The organism is Nonomuraea sp. NEAU-A123 (assembly GCF_018603905.1).
Lineage (GTDB): Bacteria > Actinomycetota > Actinomycetes > Streptosporangiales > Streptosporangiaceae > Nonomuraea.
Genome location: NZ_JAHFZZ010000013.1, coordinates 276,805 through 295,018, shown reverse-complemented (window position 1 = coordinate 295,018; position 18,214 = coordinate 276,805). Strand labels below are relative to the sequence as shown.

Sequence of the window (18,214 nt, the reverse complement as noted above, 5' to 3'; positions counted from 1 at the left end):
AGCGGCGGGGCGCCCGGAGACCGAACACCCCGCCGTGCTCGACGCTCCCGCGCCGGGCGACCCTCCCGCGCTTGTCCGCCTCGCGGTGGGTGGTCAGCCTTCGGGGTGCAGGACGCGCCTGAGGAAGGAGCGGGTGCGCTCCTGCTGTGGGTCGCCGACCACCTGGGCCGCCGTCCCGTCCTCGACGATCACCCCGCCGTCCATGAACACCACACGGTCGGCCACCTCGCGGGCGAAGCCCATCTCGTGGGTGACCACCAGCATGGTCATGCCCTCCTCCGCCAGCTTGCGCATGACGGCGAGCACGTCGCCGACGAGTTCGGGGTCGAGCGCCGAGGTGGGTTCGTCGAAGAGCATCAGGGCCGGGTTCATGGCCAGGGCCCGGGCGATGGCCACCCGCTGCTGCTGACCGCCGGAGAGCTTGCCGGGATATTCGTGGCACTTGTCGGCGACGCCGACCTTGTCCAGGTTCTCCCTGGCGATGATCTCGGCCTCCTTCTTGCTCCGGTTCAGCACGCGCTGCTGGGCGATCATCACGTTCTGCAGCGCGGTCAGGTGCGGGAAGAGGTTGAACTGCTGGAACACCATGCCGACCTGCCGCCGGCTGGCATCGATGTCGGCGTCGGGATGGGTCAGCTCGAAGCCGTTGACGAACACCTTGCCTTTGGTGGGCGTCTCCAGCAGGTTCACGCAGCGCAGCAGCGTCGACTTGCCCGACCCCGACGGGCCGATGACGCAGACCACCTGGCCGGGTTCGACGGTGAAGTCGATGCCCTTGAGCACCTCGTTGGTGCCGAAGTGCTTGTGCAGGTCCCTGATCTCTACGGCGTGCGTCACCGTTTCCTCCCCTGGCGCGCTTCGAGGCGGCGTACGACGAACCCGAGCGGGATCGTGATCAGCAGGTAGGTGGCCCCGGCCACGATCAGCGGCGTGCTGTTGGCCTGGTCGATCGTGGTGTCGGAGCCGAACTTGGTCAGCTCGGTGGTCGCCGCCGTCACGCCCAGCGTGAAGACCAGCGAGGAGTCCTTGAACAGCAGGATCAGCTCGTTGGTCAGCGGGGGGATCACGATCCTGATGGCCTGGGGCAGGATGATCGAGAGCATCGCCCGGCCCGGCTTCATGCCGAGCGACCTGGCCGCCTCCATCTGGCCCTTGGGCACCGCCTGGATGCCCGCGCGGAACGACTCGGCCATGTAGGCGGCGGCCACCAGGCCCAGCGCGAGCGCCACCGTGCCGTAGACGTCGCCGGGGAGCTTGAACCCGGGGAACGCGATCGGCAGGCCGAACCCGAGCAGCAGGAAGATGATCAGAGCGGGCAGGCCGCGGAAGATCTCGATGTAGACGAGGGCGACCACCCGGTACGGCGCTACGGAGGACAACCGCATCAGCGCCAGCACGAGACCGAGCACGAAGCCGATCACATAGCCGGCCACGGTGAAGATCAGCGTGTTCTTCAGCGCGACCGTGAACAGCGTGGGGAACATCCCCGCGGCGACTTTGCCGTTCAGGAAGTTCTCGAAGATCCTCGGCCAGTCCGCGAGCAGGCCCACCGCGACGAGGACGAGGACGAAGACGGCGTACTGGATACCGAGGCTGATCCGGCGGCGCTGGCGGGGGCTGAGCCCGGTGCGGGCGGGCTCAGCGGCGGTCGGCGTGGTCGTCATGATCAGGAGGTGGGCGTCGGGGTCGTGACGGGCGCGGCGCCCATCCACTCCTGGTACTCCTTGGTCCAGGTGCCGTCCTTGATGGCCTCGGCCAGTGAGTCGTTGATGACCTTGAGCAGCGCGGTGTTGCCCTTCTTGACGGCGAAGCCGTACTGCGCGTGGGTCGGCACCTGGCCGGACAGCTCGTAGGCCGAGGAGACGTTCGGCTTCTTCATCCACTCGACGACGACCGGCAGGTCCTGGATGACCATGTCGACCTGGCCGGACTGCAGCGCGAGCAGCAGCTTGCCGGAGTCCTTGAACTCCTTGGCCTCGATGCCCTTCTGCTTGGCCAGCGTGAGGCTGGTCGTGCCGGCCTGCACGCCGACGCTCAGGTTCTTGGCCTTGGCGTCCTCGAGCGTGGGCACGCCCGCGCCCTTCTTGGTCACCAGGCCGAGTACCTCGTCGAAGTAGGGATTGGAGAAGTCGAGATGCTGCTTGCGGTCTTCGGTGATCGTCATACCGGCCGCGGCGACGTCGCACTTGGCGGCGCTGAGCGCGGCACCACCCTTGATCGAGTCGAAGTCGATGTCCACGATGTCCTGCGTCACGCCCAGCTTCTTGGCGGCCAGGTCGATCATGTCCACGTCGAACCCGACGACCTTGCCGCTGGCGTCCTTGGACTGGAACGGCGGGTACGGCAGGTTGGTGCAGGTGGTCAGCTTGCCGGGGGAGACCAGCGTGACCCCGCCCGCCGCCGTGGCCGGTGCGGAGGACGAGGCACCGGTGGTGCCCGTCTCGGTGGAGCTGCCGCAGGCGGACAGTGCCAAAGCGGCGGTCAGGGCGAGCGCGCCGGTGGTATAGCCACGGCGCGTTCTGGGCCAGAGAGCCATGTGCGGGCCTCCTCAAGTGATATGTAAGGAAAGTTGAGTTTTGTGCAGTTTATGTGGGCTTTTGCGGCAGACCGTCATCCGACAATTAACAATGCGTCAACGGAACGGAGTCAGTCTCGAGACAGACCTCATCTCAGCATGTGGCACTATGGGGGCCACGGGTGACCCCCGTAACCCCTCGCACGAGACGATCGAAGAGGGGATCCTGGCGGCTACCGAAGCCAGGCCTCTCGCGCCGTCTGCCGAAGGTCTCATCCGTCCGATGACTACTGGGGTCGCTGTGACTACCACACCCACTTCCGTCGAATCCCTCGATCTCGATCCCGCCTTCGCGCTGCACCGCGGAGGCAAACTAGAGGTCCGATCCACCATTCCGGTCCGTAACGCCGACGACCTTTCCCTTGCCTACACCCCCGGGGTCGCCCGCGTCTGCACCGCGATCGCCGACACGCCGTCACTGGTCAACGACTACACCTGGGTGGCCAACGTGGTCGCCGTCGTCTCCGACGGCACGGCTGTGCTCGGCCTCGGCGACATCGGCCCGGCCGCGGCCATGCCCGTGATGGAGGGCAAGGCGCTGCTGTTCAAGGAGTTCGGGGGCGTCGACGCGGTCCCGATCTGCCTCGACTGCACCGACGTCGACGCCCTGGTCGAGACCGTCGTGCGGCTGGCGCCCTCGTTCGGCGGCATCAACCTGGAGGACATCAGCGCGCCCCGCTGCTTCGAGGTCGAAGACCGGCTGCGGGCCCTGCTCGACATCCCCGTCTTCCACGACGACCAGCACGGCACCGCGATCGTGGTCCTCGCCGCACTGACCAACGCGGCCCGGCTGACCGGCCGCTCCCTGGGCGATCTGCGTGCCGTGGTGGCCGGCGCCGGCGCGTCCGGGGTCGCGGTCACCAGGATCCTCCTGGAGGCCGGCATCGGTGACATCGCGGTCGCCGACTCCAAGGGCATGCTCTACAGCGGCAGGGAAGGGCTCAACCCGGTCAAGGACGCCCTGGCCCGCGACACCAACAAGGCGGGTCACAAGGGCTCGACCGAGGAGGCCCTGGCGGGCGCCGACGTCTTCCTCGGCCTGTCCGGTTCGACCGTGTCGGAGGCGGCCATCGCCTCGATGGCCGCGGACTCGATCGTGTTCGCCCTGTCCAACCCCACCCCCGAAGTGCATCCCGAGGTGGCCGCGAAGTACGCCAGGGTGGTCGCGACCGGCCGCTCCGACTTCCCCAACCAGATCAACAACGTACTGGCCTTCCCCGGCGTCTTCCGCGGCGCGCTCGACGTCCGGGCCACCACGATCACCGAGAACATGAAGGTCGCGGCGGCCGTCGCGCTCGCCGGGGTGGTCGGCGACGACGTCACGGCCGAGTACGTCATCCCCAGCCCGTTCGACAAGCGGGTGGCGCCCGCCGTGACCGCCGCCGTGGCCGCCCAGGCCCGCGCCGACGGGGTCGCCCGCCTGTAGTCCCTCGGCCCCCTTGGGAAATCGCCAATCTTTCTTTACTCTCCGTGCTATAAAGAGGGCTCTCTGTAAGGATGCGGGCTTCCTGTTGCCGCGAGGAGAGCGATGGAACGCGAGCCCAATCGACTGCTACAGCAGCTGATCGCGGAGGCGGGCTTCTCCCACAAGGGGCTGGCCAGGCGCCTCAACGACCTGGGAGCCGCGCGCGGCGCCCCCGGCCTGAAGTACGACCACAGCTCCGTGCTGCGCTGGATAGGCGGTCAGCGGCCTCGGGACCCTGTGCCGTGCCTCCTTACCGAGATTTTCGCGCTACGGCTCGGCAGGCCCTTCTCCCCCGTGGAGGTGGGCATGCCGGCCATCGTCTCGCCCCTTGATCTCGGGCAGGAGTTCACGCACACGTGGAAGGAAGGGGTCGCGACCGTGACGGCGCTGTGGCGGGCCGATGTGGAGAGGCGGCGATTCCTGATCGATTCGACTTTCGCGATAGGTGCGGGCTCGGTAGGGGCCGTTCGCTGGCTGACGTCCCCGCCGGAGGAACACCCCGGCGGCGCCGGCTCGCGCCGTGTCGGCCGGGCCGACATCACCGCGATCCATGAGGTCACCCGCTCGTTCGGTGAGCTCGACAACCGGTTCGGCAGCGGACGCGTCCGCGCGTCCGTCATCAACTACCTCGACACCGCGGTCTCGCCGCTGCTCAAAGAGGGCACGTACGGCGAGGCCACCGGCAGGCAGCTGGCCGCGGCCGCCGCGGAGCTGACCCGCCTGGCCGGGTGGATGGCCTACGACCTGGAGCAGCACGGCCTGGCCCAGCGTTACCTGATCCAGGCGCTGCGCCTGGCCAGAGGGGCCGACGACCACGCGCTGGGCGGCGAGATCCTGGCCGGCATGGCGCACCAGGCCATTTACATGGGTCAGCACGCCCACGCGCTCGACCTGGCCAGGGCCGCCCAGCTCTCGGCCCGCCGAGCGGGCGTCCATACCCTCCTGTGCTCGAGCCTGGTGCAGGAGGCGCACGCCCACGCGGGCCTCGGCGACCCCCGCTCCTGCGGCAAGGCGCTGCACGCCGCCGAGGTCGCCTTCGACTCGCGGGCCCCCGGCGACGAGCCGGCCTGGCTGAGCTACTTCGACCAGGCGTACCTGTCGGCCAAGTTCGCCCACTGCTTCCGCGACCTGGGGGAGGGGGAGCGGGTCGTCCGGCAGGCGCGTCGCTCGCTCGACATGGACGGTCGCTACGTGCGGGGGCGGATGTTCAACCTGTCGCTCCTGGCGGCCGGGCTGCTGCAGTGCGGTGAGCTCGAGGAGGCGTGCGAGGTGGCGGGGACCGCGCTCAAGCTGGCCGGTGAGCTCCAGTCGGCCCGCTCCCGCTCGTACGCGGCCGATCTGCGCAGGAGGCTGGAGCCGTACAAGAGCGAGCCCGCGGTGCGGGCGCTGCGCGAGCTGTCGGCCGTATAAGCCTTCACAGAACGAGCCCGCCTCCGGATCGGTACGGAGACGGGCTCGCGGGCGTTGTCCTTATTACTACTGCATCATCTCGCCGCCCGGGCCGACGATCGACTTGGTCGCCACGTACTGGGCCTTGTTGTAGACGTCAGCGGTCTCGCCGTCGAAGTAGGCGGAGCTGATGAAGTCGATCCGGCCGTTGCCGTCCTGGTCGTGGAACATGCTCGTCACGCCGTTGACGTAGCCGGTGCGCTTGTTGTTGTCGTACTTCATCAGCCAGGGGCCGCCGTCGGCGCCGGGGGTCATCGAGCACTTCAGCACCTGGTGCGTCTCGACCTTGAACGTGTTGACCTGGTAGGTCTTCGTGCCGGTCTTGCCGCTGCACCACTTGGGCGTCACACCGGTGAAGGCCTTGTCGCCGTCGGGGTGCGGGGCGCTGGGGTAGCCGAAGGCGGTGACGTTCTGGCCCATGGGCTGGTTCCAGGCGACGCCCTGGCCGCCGACGGCGTCACCGAGCCGGCCCAGGTCCTTGGCGATGCCGATGACATACTCGGCCATGTAGTACTTGCGCGACGTGCCGGGCTTGACCCACTTTTGTGTGTAGTAGTGGGTGATGAGGTAGTTGCCGGACTTGTCGATGGTCTTCTTGCCGGGACCCTTGTAGGCGGTGTACTCCGGCAGGGTGACGGGCACGGTCTCGGGCTCGCCGAACTTGAAGCCGCTGCCCTTACCGGTCTTGGCGTCCGCGTACTCCTTCTCGCCCACCTCGGCCCTCTCCAGGACCGCGCCGGGGAAGTCGGGACCCACCTTGTCGGCCGGGGTGTCGGCGCCCTCGGACCAGCAGTGGCCAAGGCTCAGGACGCACTTGGTGTACTCGGCCGGGCTGATCTCAACCGGCTTGACCCACTTGTCGCCCCGCCACTCCTGGAACTCCTTGAACGACACCTTCTTGTCGTTGGGGAGCGCGAAGCCGTTGTGCACGGCCACGAACGCGAAGTCGCCGTCGTAGTCGTCGTAGGTGTCGAGGTCGTAGCTGGTGAACGCGTAGGCGCCCGCGTACACGCCGAACGGCGCCTTGCCCTGGTAGTAGCCGGGGACGAACACCCACTTGGCGAAGACGTCCTTGCCGCGCTCGTAGACGCAGTGGCCCGCGGTGGCGATCAGGTTGCGGTTCCTGGACTGGATGGACGTCGCCGAGCACCAGCGGTAGTTGCCGGCGCTGTCGAGGAAGAAGACCTTGCCGATGGTCTTGGGCAGGTTCACGGCCTTGGTCTTGGTCGCGGCGGGCGTCGTGCCGGTGGGGGAGGCCGAGCCCGGCTTGCCGTCGGGCGCCTTGGCCTGGGTGGAGACCAGCTTCTGGACGTCCTTGGCATCGACGTTGTACTGCGTGGCCTTCTTGAGCGCGGCACCGTTGGCGTCGAGCCAGAAGTAGGCGTTGCTGTAGGCCTCGGCCGCCTTGGGGGCGAGCGGATCCTGGACCCAGTCGGGGGCGGCATTGGCGGGGAGGGTGAGGGCGGCGGCGCTCAGGCTGGCGGCGGTCAGGGGGACGAGCAGGCGCTTCACTGAAGATCTCCACAAAGTTAACAAGCGAGGTGTAAAGACCCTATCGACCCTCTGGTCACTCTGGTAACAGATTGTGCGGGAATGTTACGGAAAAGGCTGGAGGTCCCGGTCGGGCCCCGGAAAGGCCGAAGGGCCCGGCAGGATGCCGGGCCCTTCGGTGAAGCTGTTGAACGACGACCTAAGGCCTTCGTTCGATCCCGCAGCTAACTACTTGACGAGCTTGCCGGACCACGAGGCCGCAGCGGCCTTGTAGATCGCGGCGGTCTCGCCATCGAAGATGGCAGAGGTGATCGTGTCGTAGCGCTTGTTGCCATCGAGGTCCACGATGAGGCTGGTGACCCCGGTGACGTAGCCGAGACGCTTGGCGTTGCTGTAGTTCGCCAGCCACGGGCCACCATCGTAACCGGCGGTGACGGCGCACTTCAGCGACTGCTGCTCCTCGACCTTGCGGGCCGGGATCTTGAGGACCTTGGTAGCGGTCTTGCCGTAGCACCACTTCGGCGTAACACCGGTGTAGGGCTTGGAACCGTCAGGGTTGGGGCCGTAGGGGTACCCGAAGGTACGAACGACCTTGCCCGCAGCCTGGTTCCACGCGACACCCTGGCCACCGACGTTGTCGCCGAGGCGACCGACGTCCTTCAGCGCAGAGGCAGAGGTGTAGAAGTCGGTACGGAAGTACTGACGGCCCGTGCCCGGCTTGAACCACTGCTGAACGAAGTAGTGGGTCAGGGTGGTGTTGGTGCGCCTGTCGCCCCCGAGGGAAGCGGGAGCCTCGTCAGTCGGAACCGGGAGGGACTTCGAGGTCTCCGGGTCCCACTTCGGGTCCTGCTTCTTGCCGTAGGCGATCCAGGCGTTGTAGGTAACGTTCTCGACGACGGGCTCGCCGAACTTGTTACCGTTGCCAGGGCCGGTACGGGCAGCCTGGTACTTCGCACCCGTGACCTCAACCTTGGTCACTTCGGCGCCGGGGAAGTCCGGACCAGTCGCCTCGTCCTTGGTGCCACGCTTGCGGGAGTAGTAGTCGGCGGTCTTCGGGTCGAGACGACCCTTCCGGTACTCCTCCTGCGTGACCGGGACTTCCTTGGTGAACTTCTCACCGGTGTAAGCCTTGTAGGTCGCGATGTCCACCTTGGAGGCGCTGTTCAGCGAGCCACCGATGCCGTTGTACACGGTCGCGAACGCGTAGTCGCGGTCGAAGTCCTCGTACACGTCGAAGTCGTAGTGGGTGAAGGCCTGCTTGCCCACGTACACACCGTAAGGCGTCTTGCCCTGGTAGTAGCCCGGGACGAAGACCCAGCGCGAAACGACCTCGTCGTTGCCGGCGATGTCGTAGACGCAGTGACCGGCCGTGGCCACCAGGTTACGGTACTGCGACTGGACCGAGGTGCCCGAGCAGTAGTACAGCTTGCCGTCGCGGCCCTCGAAGAACACCTTGCCGATGGTCTTCGGCAGGTTGACGTTCTGGGACTTGACGGCGACCTTCTTCTCCTCGCCGATCGGCAGGGAGGAGCCGGGCTTGGTGTCGGCGCTATAACCGCCACCGCGGGAGATCTTTTCAACCTCGAGCGAGTCGGGGTTGAAGGCCACGGCCTGCGTGAGGGCGGCGTTGTTGGACTTGGTCCAGAAGTTCAGGGTCTCTTCGGCCTGAGCCTGAGTCTTCGCCAACGCGTCGCTCGCGACGTCGCCACTGGCCTGAGCGGTGCCGGCGAGGCCGGCAGCCAGCAGACCGGTGGCCAGAATGGCGCCACCGGCGGGGAGGAGGATGCGCTTCAAGGTAACTCCTTGGTCTGTCGTGGAGCGCTTATTGCGCCCCATGCGTCAGGAAAGGGATAGCCAGAACTTACAGTGTGGATCTTGAAGTTCGGTAGCTGGTTTGGAGGGAAAAACGATGCTAAGTCGGGCGTGATCGTTCCGTGATGTTTAAACGGCGATAGAGGATGACTTGCCGGAAGTGCCGGATGACATCGTTTCCGCAGATCAACATAAGGAAGTTGTCAGTGTTGCTGCGGTGGCGAGAGTGCCGCCGTCCCGGCGGCCATTCGGCTGATGTGACGCAGATCACATCGACTTGATGGCACCGTCTGGGCGCGCCATGCGTCCAAACGCCCTTCAGATTTGCCCGGGGAACGCCGAAGGGCCCGGCGATGCCGGGCCCTTCGCGAGTTACCGCTGTGCGCACCGTCCTGAAACGGTCGCGGTGCGTTACTTAGAGGATCTCAACTCAAAGGATCTTGCCGGACCACACGTTCGCCGCGGACTTGTACACCGCAGCGGTCTCACCGTCGAAGTACGGCGAGGAGATGTAGTCGACCCGCTTGTTGCCGTCCTGGTCGTTGAAGGTGCTGGTGACACCGTTCACGTAGCCGAGACGCTTGCTGTTGCTGTAGTTGAGCAGCCAAGGGCCACCGTCGGCGCCCTCGGTCATGGCGCACTTGAGCGCGACGTGCTCTTCGATCTTCTTGGCGGCCGAGCCGACGACCTTCTTGCTGGTCTTGCCGTAGCACCACTTGGGCGTGATGCCCGTGTAGTTCTTGTGGCCGTCGGGGTGCGGAGCGGCCGGGTAGCCGAACACGCGGACGTACTTGCCCGTGGGCTGGTTCCAGGACACGCCCTGGCCGCCGACGACGTCACCGAGGCGACCGACGTCCTTGGCGGCACCTTCGATGATGAAGAACTCGGTCTTGTAGAACTTCGTCGCCGTGCCGGGCTTGGACCACTGCTGCGTGTAGTAGTGGGTGATGGTGTAGTTGCCGCGAGCGTCCTGCACCTTGGTGCCCGGGCCCGTGTAGGCGTCGTACACAGCCTTGGTCACGTTCTCGGTGACGGGCTCGCCGAACTTGAAACCGTTGCCCTTGCCCACCTTGGCGGCCTGGTAGACCTCCTTGGCGACCTCGGTCTTCGTGACCTCGGCGCCGGGGAAGTCCGGGCCGGCGGGCTCGGCCTTGCTGCCGCGCTTGGCCCAGCACGCCTCGATCGAGGTCGGGTCGAGCTTGCACTTGCGGAACTCGTCCCGCGAGATCTCGACGTCCTTGGCGTCCTTGATGCCCTGGTACTTCTCGAAGTCGGACTTGGAGACCTTCTTCGCGGTACCGCCACCGAGCTGGATGCCGTTGTACACGGTCACGAACGCGTAGTCGCGGTCGTAGTCCTCGTACACGTCGAAGTCGTAGTGGGTGAAGGCCTGCTTGCCCACGTAGATCCCGAACGGCGTCTTGCCCTGGTAGTAGCCGGGCACGAAGACCCACTTGGACATGACGTCCGAGTTGGTGGCGGTGTCGTAGACGCAGTGACCGGCCGTGGCGACCAGGTTGCGGTACTTCGACTGGATCGAAGTGGCCGAGCACCACTTCTTCTCGCCCTTGCTGTTGACGAAGAACACCTTGCCGATGGTCTTCGGCAGGTTCACGTTCTGAACCTTGACGGTGGTCTTCTTCTCCTGGCCGATCGGCACGGAGGAGCCGGGCTTGCTGTCCGCGCTGTAGCCACCCTTGCTCTGCAGCTTGGTGACGTCGCCGGCGTCCCAGACGTTGGACTCCTTCGCCGCCTTGAGGGCGGCGTTGTTGGTGGCCGACCAGAAGTCCGCGATGGCCTTCGCGTCAGCGGCGCTCTTCGCCATCGGGTCGGAGGCGACGTCGCTGGCGGCCGTGGCCGTACCGGCGAGGCCGGCGGCCAGAAGGCCGGTAGCCAGGATGGCTCCACCGGCGGGGATGAGGATGCGCTTCAAGGGAACTGCTCCTTGCTCTGTCGTGAGACGCAACATGCGTCCCATGCGTCAGTAAAGGGATAGCAAGGAACATAGCGTGGTGATCTCTGCAGGTAAAAGCCGTTCTGGCCCATCTGGAAGGCACCCTTACCGCCGTGACCTTCCTGTTACCAGTCAGAGATCTTAGCGGAGGGTGATCGAATTGACACGTTTTCGCTGGGTATGAGGGGGGCATGGCGGAGGGGTGGCGAGGGGCCCGCCACGCTTCGTACATGCTCCAATGTGACTCAGATCACAGGAACCAGATTGGCGCGAGCTCCGTCTAATACCACCAAATCCACGACGTTGATCTTGAAAAAGCGCGAAAAAGGGGCCCAGCCGATCTCGGCCGGGCCCCTTTTGGGTGGGGAGTGTTACTTGTAGAGCTCGCCGTTCGGGCCGACGATCTTGCCGGACCAGACGTTCTTGGCCGAGTTGTACACCGAGGCCGTCTCACCGTCGAAGTACGGCGAGGTGATGTAGTCGATGCGGTCGTTGCCGTCCTGGTCGGCGAACGTGCTGGTCACGCCGTTGACGTAGCCCAGACGCTTGCTGTTGCTGTAGTTGGACAGCCAGGGGCCGCCGTCGAAGCCGGGCGTCACGGCGCACTTGAGGCCGATGTGCTCCTCGATCTTGAGCCACGGTGCGCCCACGGCCTTGGCGGTGGTCTTGTTGTAGCACCACTTCGGCGTCACGCCGCTGTAGGGCTTGTTGCCGTCGGGGTGCGGGCCCGCGGGGTAGCCGAAGGCGCGGACGGGCTTGCCGGTGGGCTGGTTCCACGCCACGCCCTGGCCGCCGACGGCGTCACCGAGCCGGCCGGCGTCCTTGGACAGCAGGATGTAGTAGTGCCCGCCCCAGTTCCGCTTGGGGCCGACGAAGCGGTCGTAGTCCTTGCGGTCCACCTGCTTGACGCCGTTGAAGGAGATGCCGTTGTAGACGGTCACGAACGCGTAGTCGCGGTCGTAGTCCTCGTAGGTGTCGAAGTCGTAGTGGGTGAAAGCCTGCTTGCCCACGTAGATGCCGAACGGCGCCTTGCCCTCGTAGTAGCCGGGCACGAAGACCCAGTTGTTCAGCAGGTCCTTGTTGCTGTCGGTGTCGTAGACGCAGTGGCCGGCGGTGGCGACCAGGTTGCGGTAGTTCGACTGGATGGACGTGGCCGAGCAGTAGCGGAACTTGCCCTGGCCGTCGACGAAGAAGACCTTGCCGAGTGTCTTGGGCATGTTCACGTTCTGAACCTTGCCCGGGGCCTTCTTCTCCTCCCCGATGGGAGTGGCGCTTCCCGGATTGCCGTCAGGGCTGTAGCCGCCCTTCGAGACGACCTTCCTGACCTCTTTGGCGTCCCAGGTGTAGGCGGTCGCGGAGCGGAGGGCGGCGAAGTTGGACGCGGCCCAGAAGGACGCGACCGAGGAGGCCTGCTGTGTCGTACGGGCCATGGGGTCGGTGGCGATGTCGCCCTGTGCCTGAGCGGTGCCTGCCAGGCCGGCGGCCAGGAGGCCGGTCGCCAGAACGGCGCCACCGGCCGGGAGAAGGATGCGCTTCAAGGTAAAACTCCAGACGCGGGGCGCCTCGTGCGCCCCATAATGCAGCAAACGGACAGGCGGGAACCTATCGGTCTGACTCTGGTCCTGTGAATTACCTGATAGCGGAGTCAACCGCGACGATCATGCTCGTGACCTTCCCGAGATCTGAAACCGGCTGATCACTCGGGGTGGCCATACACTACGTGTAACTTACGTCACATTTTGCGGTGTAGTGAGCGCTGCGGCGCGTCGGTAGACGTCGCCGGTCGTGGTGTTGAAGGTCGGCGAGGACACCGCGTCGTAGCCGCCTTTGGCGTCTCTGTTCCAGGTCAGGCTGTTGATCCCGTTGAGGAATCCGACCTTCTGGGCGGCCTGGTAGTTGATCAGCCAGGGGCCGCCACTCGCGCCGAAGGTGAAGCCGCACGGTTGGAGCTGCACGCCGTACTGCAGGTCGAGGCTGGGGGCGACGGTGCGTCTCGTGGTGCCCGAGCACGCCTGCAGCGTCTTGCCGTTGAACGGGCGGCTGCCGTCGGGCTGCGGACCCGCCGGGTAGCCGAAGGCGGAGACCGAGATGGCCAGGCCCTTGCCGATCGTCAGACCCTGCCCGCCGATGTTGTCCTGCAGGCGGCCGACGTCCTGCATCACGAGCTGGCCGCCCTTCTCCACCCACTTGAAGCCGCGGTGCACGGTGACGAAGGCGTAGTCGAAGTCGTAGTCGCCCTTGCCCGGCCAGTCCTCGTGCATGCTGATCGCGGCGCCCACGTAGATGCCGTCGGGCGTCTCCCCGCTGGGACCCGGATTGGGGACGAAGATCCAGTAATCGGCGGGCTTGGCCTGGCGCGAGTCGTACGCGCAGTGCCCGGCGGTGGCCACCACGCTGCGGTTCTTGGCCGCGACCGAGCTGGCCGAGCAGAAGTACTCCTTGTCGCCGAAGCGGAAGAAGACCTTGCCCATGGTCTTGGCGGCCGTGCTGTTGCGCGGGAGGACGGGTCCGACGCTCAGCAGGCTCTTCGGGCGCTTCACCGTGACGATCTGGCTCGCCCCGGCGGCGGCGGTGGCGGTGGGCGAGGACTGCGAGGCCGGCGTGGCGGGGCTGTAGCTGTCGGCATTCTTGAGGCGGTCGGGCTTCCAGTACTCGGCGACCTTCTTCATGTCCGCCACCGACTTGGCCAGCGTGACCGAGTAGACCCGGCTGTCGGTCGCGGCCGAGGCGGTCCCCACGAGGGCAGGCAGCAGCAGCAGCGCGCTGAGGGCAGCCGCTACCAGGTGCCGGGCCCGGGGGATCATGGAAAAGCCTTGCCTTTGGGGGTTAGTAGTTCTGGGGGTGTAACGATGGATTTTTCCAGATCAATCACTGTATTGCAGCTTGGATGGCGATTCGTTATCAGATCAAGCGTGACTTGTACCTCATAAGGAGTGCGTCAAGAGCGCCATCCGGATAGCGGAACCGATCCCATGTGAAGGTCGTTTCCGCACGTCACAGGCATAGTACATGACGCGACTTCGATGTCTACCCGACTTTTCCGCGTGCCTTTCTTGATCACTGTAGGGGTGTGAGAAGGCCCCGGCCGGGGGAGCGGCCGAGGCCCGGTACCTCGTTGTTACGGCATGTTGCCGGTCCACCGGTTCGCGGCGGCCTTGTAGACCTTGTAGGTGTCGGTGTTGAAGTACGGCGACGAGACGTGGTCGTAGCGGTCGTTGCCGTCCGTGTCCCACGAGACGCTGTTGACACCGATCAGGTAGCCGGTGCGGGTCGAGCTCTTGTAGCTGAACAGGAACGGTCCGCCGCCGGCGCCGGCGGTGAAGGCGCACGTGAGGCCGATGTGCTCCTGCAGGTTGTACTTCGGCGCGGCGGGCATCGGAGCCGTCTTGCCGTAGCACCACTTCATCGTGCGGCCGGTGAACGGCTTGTCGCGTAGTCCTCCTTCACCACGAAGTCGTCATGCGCGTTGAACGTCTTGGCGGCGTAGATGCCGTAGGGGGCCTTGCCCTGCCAGGCATTGTCGCCGTCCCAGTACGACGGAATGAAGATCCAGTTGTCGTAGAAGGTGTCCTCCCTGGTGTCGTAGACGCAGTGGGCCGAGGTGGCCACCAGGTTGCGGTACTTGCCCTGTACAGAGGTGGCCGAGCAGTACCGCCAGCTCGCCGGATTGGCCGGGTTCGATGCTGGCAGCGTGAAGAACACGCGTCCGACCGTGTTGGGCAGGTTGACCTGCTTGCTCTTGACGGCCTTGGTCTTCTCCTCATCGATCGGGGGGACGGATCCGGGCGGGCCGTCGGGGGTGGAGTTGCTGCCTTTGACGCCGTTGGAACGAGCGTCGAGGTTCGTGTCGTAGTCGGCCGCCAGCTTGACGCGGTCGGGCGTCCAGAACTGGACCGCCTGCTCCGCGGGAGTGGCCGCGTTCTTGGACACGACGTCGGAGGGTGGGGTCGCGCCGGCGGCGGTGCTGCCGACCATCCCCGCGGCCAGGCCGATGGCCGGCAGACCGGCGAGCGGGATCGCGATGCGCCTTGCTCGGGAATACATGAAGCTCCTCTCAGTTCTCGGCGGCCCAGAGCGGGGTACAGCGCCCCGTTGGGCCAGGAAAACGTTTGGAACGTTATTGAATGGCGCAATCCGGCAGCCAGGAAAGGGCTGGAAAAAGTTATGGAAATAGCCAGATAGCATGTATTCCGAGAAAGCATTTCCGCAGGTGGAGCGGCTTGTTTATTTGCTCCGACATCACCGGTAACAGTGATTATCAAACGCCACTACTTATCAACCGAATGTTGTTCTGGTTAACTGGGTGGCATGGATCCACGCACCCCCTGTCTCATAGGCACGGCCCAGCGCACCGTTCGCGAGCAGCCGGGCCCGGAACCGCTCGACCTGTGGGAGCACGTCGCGCGCGAGGCGGCTCGCGAGGCGCGGCTGCCGGTCGAGCGGCTCGACTCGATCCAGCTCGTCTACACCGACTCCTGGCAGTACGACTCTCCGGTCGGCCGGCTCGCCGACCGCCTGGGCGCCGCGCCCCGGCACCGGGCGTACTCCAGGGTCAGCGGTACGGCCCCGCAGCTGCTCATCGGTGAGGCCGCGGGCAGGATCGCGGCGGGGGAGCTCGACTCGGCCCTGATCGCCGGCGCCGAGGCGCTGGCCACGCGCCGGGCCTACCGGCGGGCGGGCGAGCACGTGCCGTGGAGCCATCCGGCCGATCCCAAGCCGCCCTACGGCTGGGATCGCCCGCCGCACCCGGCGGAGCTGGCCCACGAGCTGTTCCTGCCGGTCCACACCTACGCGATCATGGAGACGGCCCGCCGCGCGTCCCTCGGTATGTCGATAAATGAGGAAATGGTGGACCGGGGGCGGATGATGGCGCCGATGACCGAGGTCGCCGCCGCGAACCCACACGCCTGGCGGCGTACCGCCCGCACCCCGGAGGAACTGGTCACCGGCCACCGCTTCATCGGCTGGCCGTACACGCGCGACACCGTGGCCGTGGGGGAGGTCGACCAGGCCGCGGCCGTCGTCCTGGTCTCCGCCGGACTCGCCGACCGGCTCGGCGTACCGGACGACCAGCGGGTCTACCTGCGCGGATGGGCATACGGCGAGGACACGTGGGAGGTGGCGGCCCGGCCCGCGCTCGGCGCCTCGCAGGCCATCGCGCGCACCGCCGAGGCCGCGTTCTCGCGGGCCGGGCTGGGCCTGGACGACATCCACGCGCTCGACCTCTACAGCTGCTTCGCCATCGCGCTGCGGCAGGCGTGTGACGCGATCAAGCTGGACCCGCTCGACCGGCGCGGCCTGACGGTCACCGGCGGCCTGCCGTACGCGGGCGGTCCCTCCAGCGACTACGTCCTGCACTCGACGGCCACCATGGCGGGGCTGCTGCGCGCCCAGCAGGGCCACGGCCTGGTGACGGGCGTCGGCATGCACCTGACCAAGCACACGTACGCGATCTGGTCCACGGACCCGGGCGGCACGCTGGGCGATGCCACTCCCGTCTTCACCGCCGCCCCGGTGGAGATCGTCGCCCTGTACGACGGCCCCGCCACGGTGGCCGGCTACACGGTGGCGCATGGCCGCGACGGTGTCGCGGAGAAGGGCATCCTCGTCGTCGACCTGCCCGACGGGGGGCGGGCCCATGCTCATGTGCTGGAGGAGGAACTCCTGGCGGACGCGATGTCCAGGGAGCTGGTCGGCCGGCGGGTGCGGCTGGTGTCCGACGGGAAGGTCAATGTGGCGCGGTGGTGAGATTGAGAACTGTCCAAGAATTGTGAGTGCATGGTTACTATCTGCTGTTGACATTTTTATGTCGGCGGTGGACGCTGGTGTCATGCGGAGGACCACGGTGCGGATCGACGACGCACTCCTCAACGAGGCCAAGGCGTACGCGGCACGAAACGGACGCAGTCTCACCTCGGTGATGGAGGATGCCTTGCGACAACTACTCAACCGCTCCACGGAGGCGGCCGAGCGGCCCCGCGTGGAGCTGCCGGTGTCCGGCGCCGTCCCTGGGCCCATGCTCACCTGGGCAGAGCTCAAGGAGCTGATGGAAGTGGACTTCGTGGAGCATCAACTGGCGAAGCTCGGGGGTCGCGATGCGGATGCTTGATGTCAACATCCTGGTCAACGCGCAGCGCCGCGATGCCGAGCACCATCAGGAATGCCTGGCCCTCGTCGAGGAGATCGTCAACGGCGACGAGGCCTACGCGGTCAGCGACTTCGTGATCAACGGCTTCATGCGGGTCGTGACCAACCACCGCATTCCGCAGAGCACCCCGTTCGAGACGGCCTGTCGGTTCGCGGAGAGCGTCCGCAACCAGCCGCACGCCGTCCTGGTGAATGCCGGATCGAGACACTGGGAGATCTTCACCAAGCTCTGCCACGCATCGGGCGCCACGGGCAAACTCCTGCCCGACGCCTACCTCGCCGCACTGGCCATCGAGCACGGTTGTGAATTCGTGACCTGCGACACCGATTTCGCCAAGTTCCAGGGCTTGCGCTGGCGGCATCCGCTCAACTGAACTGAGGACGGATACGCCAGCCGCACTACTCGGCAGGGGATCACCGTGGCCGATCAGTTCGACGTGATCGAGGCAGGCGAGCGTGGCCGGCGCCGATGGGTCGGGATCGGGGTGGTGCTGGCGTTGCTGGTGATTCCCATCGTCAGCCTGCTCGTGAGTCGCGACCCCGAGCCGGGGCAGGTGCCGCCGCCGCCGACCGCCGCGCCGGCGCCTGTGCCCATCCAGTCGTTGACCAGGGTCGAGGGCGCGCCCAATGTCGTACGCGCGCCGGTCAAGGTCAAGGGCGGCGACGAGGTCATCCCGGTGGTGTTCCCCGATGGGCGGCACGCGGACATCCGCTACCCCGCCGATCTGCGGCTCAATGAGCTGGGCGCACGCCCGTTCGTGGGCGCCTGGGTGGCCGGGCACTATCGCGGGCTCTACGCCCCCTACGGCGGCGAGATGGAGATCTCCAGGGGTGGCCAGCCGATCAGGAACTTCACCCCGAACGTCACCCTCTGGCCGCGCCAGCCGGGCGGCGGCTCGTACGGGCAGGTGCTGATGTTCGCGTTCGGCAAGTGGCGGCTGGCGCTCTACGACCGGCCCGAGGGACTGAGCTTCGAGGAGCGGCTGGCGGCGGCCAAGAGCCTGCGCGGGAAGGTCGGCAAGGACGGCTACCTCGTCCTGAGTGGCGGCGGCGACGCGATCCGCCTGGCGGAGCCCGGTGAGACCGCCCAGGGCGACCCGGTCGGGCCGCAGCTCTGGTTCGGCGGCGGCGTCGGCGACATGCTCGCGCTCATCCCCACCCCCGACTGCCAGAAGGACGCCAGGACGCCGTCGGTGGTCAACGGCCGCGGCCGGCCCGCCCGGGTCGTGTGCCGGGGCGACGTGCAGATCGCCGCCTCAGGCTCGCGCTCGTTCGTCGAGCACGCCATCGACGGGATCCGGATCACGCTGAAGTAGGGTGC

General features: G+C 66.6%; 16 protein-coding genes. 6 read left to right on the top strand and 10 right to left on the bottom strand.

Annotated features, from left to right (window positions below; all coding sequences use genetic code 11):
* Positions 1 to 93 precede the first annotated feature (93 nt).
* From KLK06_RS36360 to KLK06_RS36350, 3 genes are read right to left on the bottom strand one after another with little or no spacing between them, the layout of a single operon-like run.
* Positions 94 to 837 carry an amino acid ABC transporter ATP-binding protein gene (locus KLK06_RS36360; RefSeq protein ID WP_214640144.1) on the bottom strand — a complete coding sequence of 248 codons (744 nt, stop codon included), beginning with the start codon at positions 835 to 837 and terminating at the stop codon, positions 94 to 96.
* A complete protein-coding gene (locus KLK06_RS36355; RefSeq protein ID WP_308168604.1) occupies positions 834 to 1,712 on the bottom strand; it encodes an amino acid ABC transporter permease in 879 nt (292 codons plus the stop codon). The genes KLK06_RS36360 and KLK06_RS36355 overlap by 4 nt, the downstream gene beginning before the upstream one ends.
* Positions 1,667 to 2,536, bottom strand: coding sequence for an ABC transporter substrate-binding protein (locus KLK06_RS36350; protein ID WP_214640143.1), 870 nt, complete (start codon positions 2,534 to 2,536; stop codon positions 1,667 to 1,669). The genes KLK06_RS36355 and KLK06_RS36350 overlap by 46 nt, the downstream gene beginning before the upstream one ends.
* Positions 2,537 to 2,798: 262 nt before the next feature.
* Here KLK06_RS36350 and KLK06_RS36345 point away from each other — a divergent pair, with 262 nt between their 5' ends.
* Entirely contained in the window at positions 2,799 to 4,001 is a 1,203-nt protein-coding gene (locus KLK06_RS36345; protein WP_214640142.1) for an NADP-dependent malic enzyme, read from the top strand.
* A 102-nt stretch (positions 4,002 to 4,103) separates the two neighbouring features.
* On the top strand, positions 4,104 to 5,450 hold the full coding sequence (locus KLK06_RS36340) for a hypothetical protein (RefSeq protein WP_214640141.1): 1,347 nt from the start codon (positions 4,104 to 4,106) through the stop codon (positions 5,448 to 5,450).
* Between the two features lie 66 nt (positions 5,451 to 5,516).
* Here KLK06_RS36340 and KLK06_RS36335 read toward each other — a convergent pair whose 3' ends face one another.
* The 7 genes from KLK06_RS36335 to KLK06_RS36310 form a co-directional block, all read right to left on the bottom strand.
* Complete coding sequence (locus tag KLK06_RS36335) at positions 5,517 to 7,001, bottom strand: hypothetical protein (RefSeq protein WP_214640140.1); 1,485 nt, start codon at positions 6,999 to 7,001, stop codon at positions 5,517 to 5,519.
* A 207-nt stretch (positions 7,002 to 7,208) separates the two neighbouring features.
* Positions 7,209 to 8,774: a serine protease gene (locus KLK06_RS36330; RefSeq protein ID WP_214640139.1), complete on the bottom strand. Its 1,566-nt coding sequence runs from the start codon at positions 8,772 to 8,774 to the stop codon at positions 7,209 to 7,211.
* 448 nt (positions 8,775 to 9,222) lie between these two features.
* The gene (locus KLK06_RS36325; RefSeq protein WP_214640138.1) at positions 9,223 to 10,725 is read right to left on the bottom strand and encodes a serine protease; all 1,503 of its coding nucleotides are present in this window, start codon (positions 10,723 to 10,725) and stop codon (positions 9,223 to 9,225) included.
* Positions 10,726 to 11,117: 392 nt separating this feature from the next.
* The gene (locus KLK06_RS36320) at positions 11,118 to 12,284 is read right to left on the bottom strand and encodes a serine protease (protein WP_214640137.1); all 1,167 of its coding nucleotides are present in this window, start codon (positions 12,282 to 12,284) and stop codon (positions 11,118 to 11,120) included.
* A gap of 189 nt (positions 12,285 to 12,473) precedes the next feature.
* Positions 12,474 to 13,550 (bottom strand): serine protease, encoded by a 1,077-nt coding sequence (locus KLK06_RS36315; protein WP_214640136.1) that lies wholly within the window; start codon positions 13,548 to 13,550, stop codon positions 12,474 to 12,476.
* Between the two features lie 314 nt (positions 13,551 to 13,864).
* The gene (locus KLK06_RS60405; RefSeq protein WP_250906544.1) at positions 13,865 to 14,152 is read right to left on the bottom strand and encodes a hypothetical protein; all 288 of its coding nucleotides are present in this window, start codon (positions 14,150 to 14,152) and stop codon (positions 13,865 to 13,867) included.
* Positions 14,149 to 14,790 (bottom strand): hypothetical protein, encoded by a 642-nt coding sequence (locus KLK06_RS36310; protein ID WP_250906543.1) that lies wholly within the window; start codon positions 14,788 to 14,790, stop codon positions 14,149 to 14,151. The genes KLK06_RS60405 and KLK06_RS36310 overlap by 4 nt, the downstream gene beginning before the upstream one ends.
* 264 nt (positions 14,791 to 15,054) lie before the next feature.
* Here KLK06_RS36310 and KLK06_RS36305 point away from each other — a divergent pair, with 264 nt between their 5' ends.
* The 4 genes from KLK06_RS36305 (at position 15,055) to KLK06_RS36290 (ending at position 18,209) form a co-directional block, all read left to right on the top strand.
* Positions 15,055 to 16,494, top strand: coding sequence for an acetyl-CoA synthetase (locus tag KLK06_RS36305; protein WP_214640135.1), 1,440 nt, complete (start codon positions 15,055 to 15,057; stop codon positions 16,492 to 16,494).
* Between the two features lie 97 nt (positions 16,495 to 16,591).
* Entirely contained in the window at positions 16,592 to 16,855 is a 264-nt protein-coding gene (locus tag KLK06_RS36300) for a hypothetical protein (protein WP_214640134.1), read from the top strand.
* Complete coding sequence (locus KLK06_RS36295; protein WP_214640133.1) at positions 16,842 to 17,267, top strand: type II toxin-antitoxin system VapC family toxin; 426 nt, start codon at positions 16,842 to 16,844, stop codon at positions 17,265 to 17,267. The genes KLK06_RS36300 and KLK06_RS36295 overlap by 14 nt, the downstream gene beginning before the upstream one ends.
* 45 nt (positions 17,268 to 17,312) lie before the next feature.
* On the top strand, positions 17,313 to 18,209 hold the full coding sequence (locus tag KLK06_RS36290; RefSeq protein ID WP_214640132.1) for a hypothetical protein: 897 nt from the start codon (positions 17,313 to 17,315) through the stop codon (positions 18,207 to 18,209).
* Positions 18,210 to 18,214: the final 5 nt, after the last annotated feature.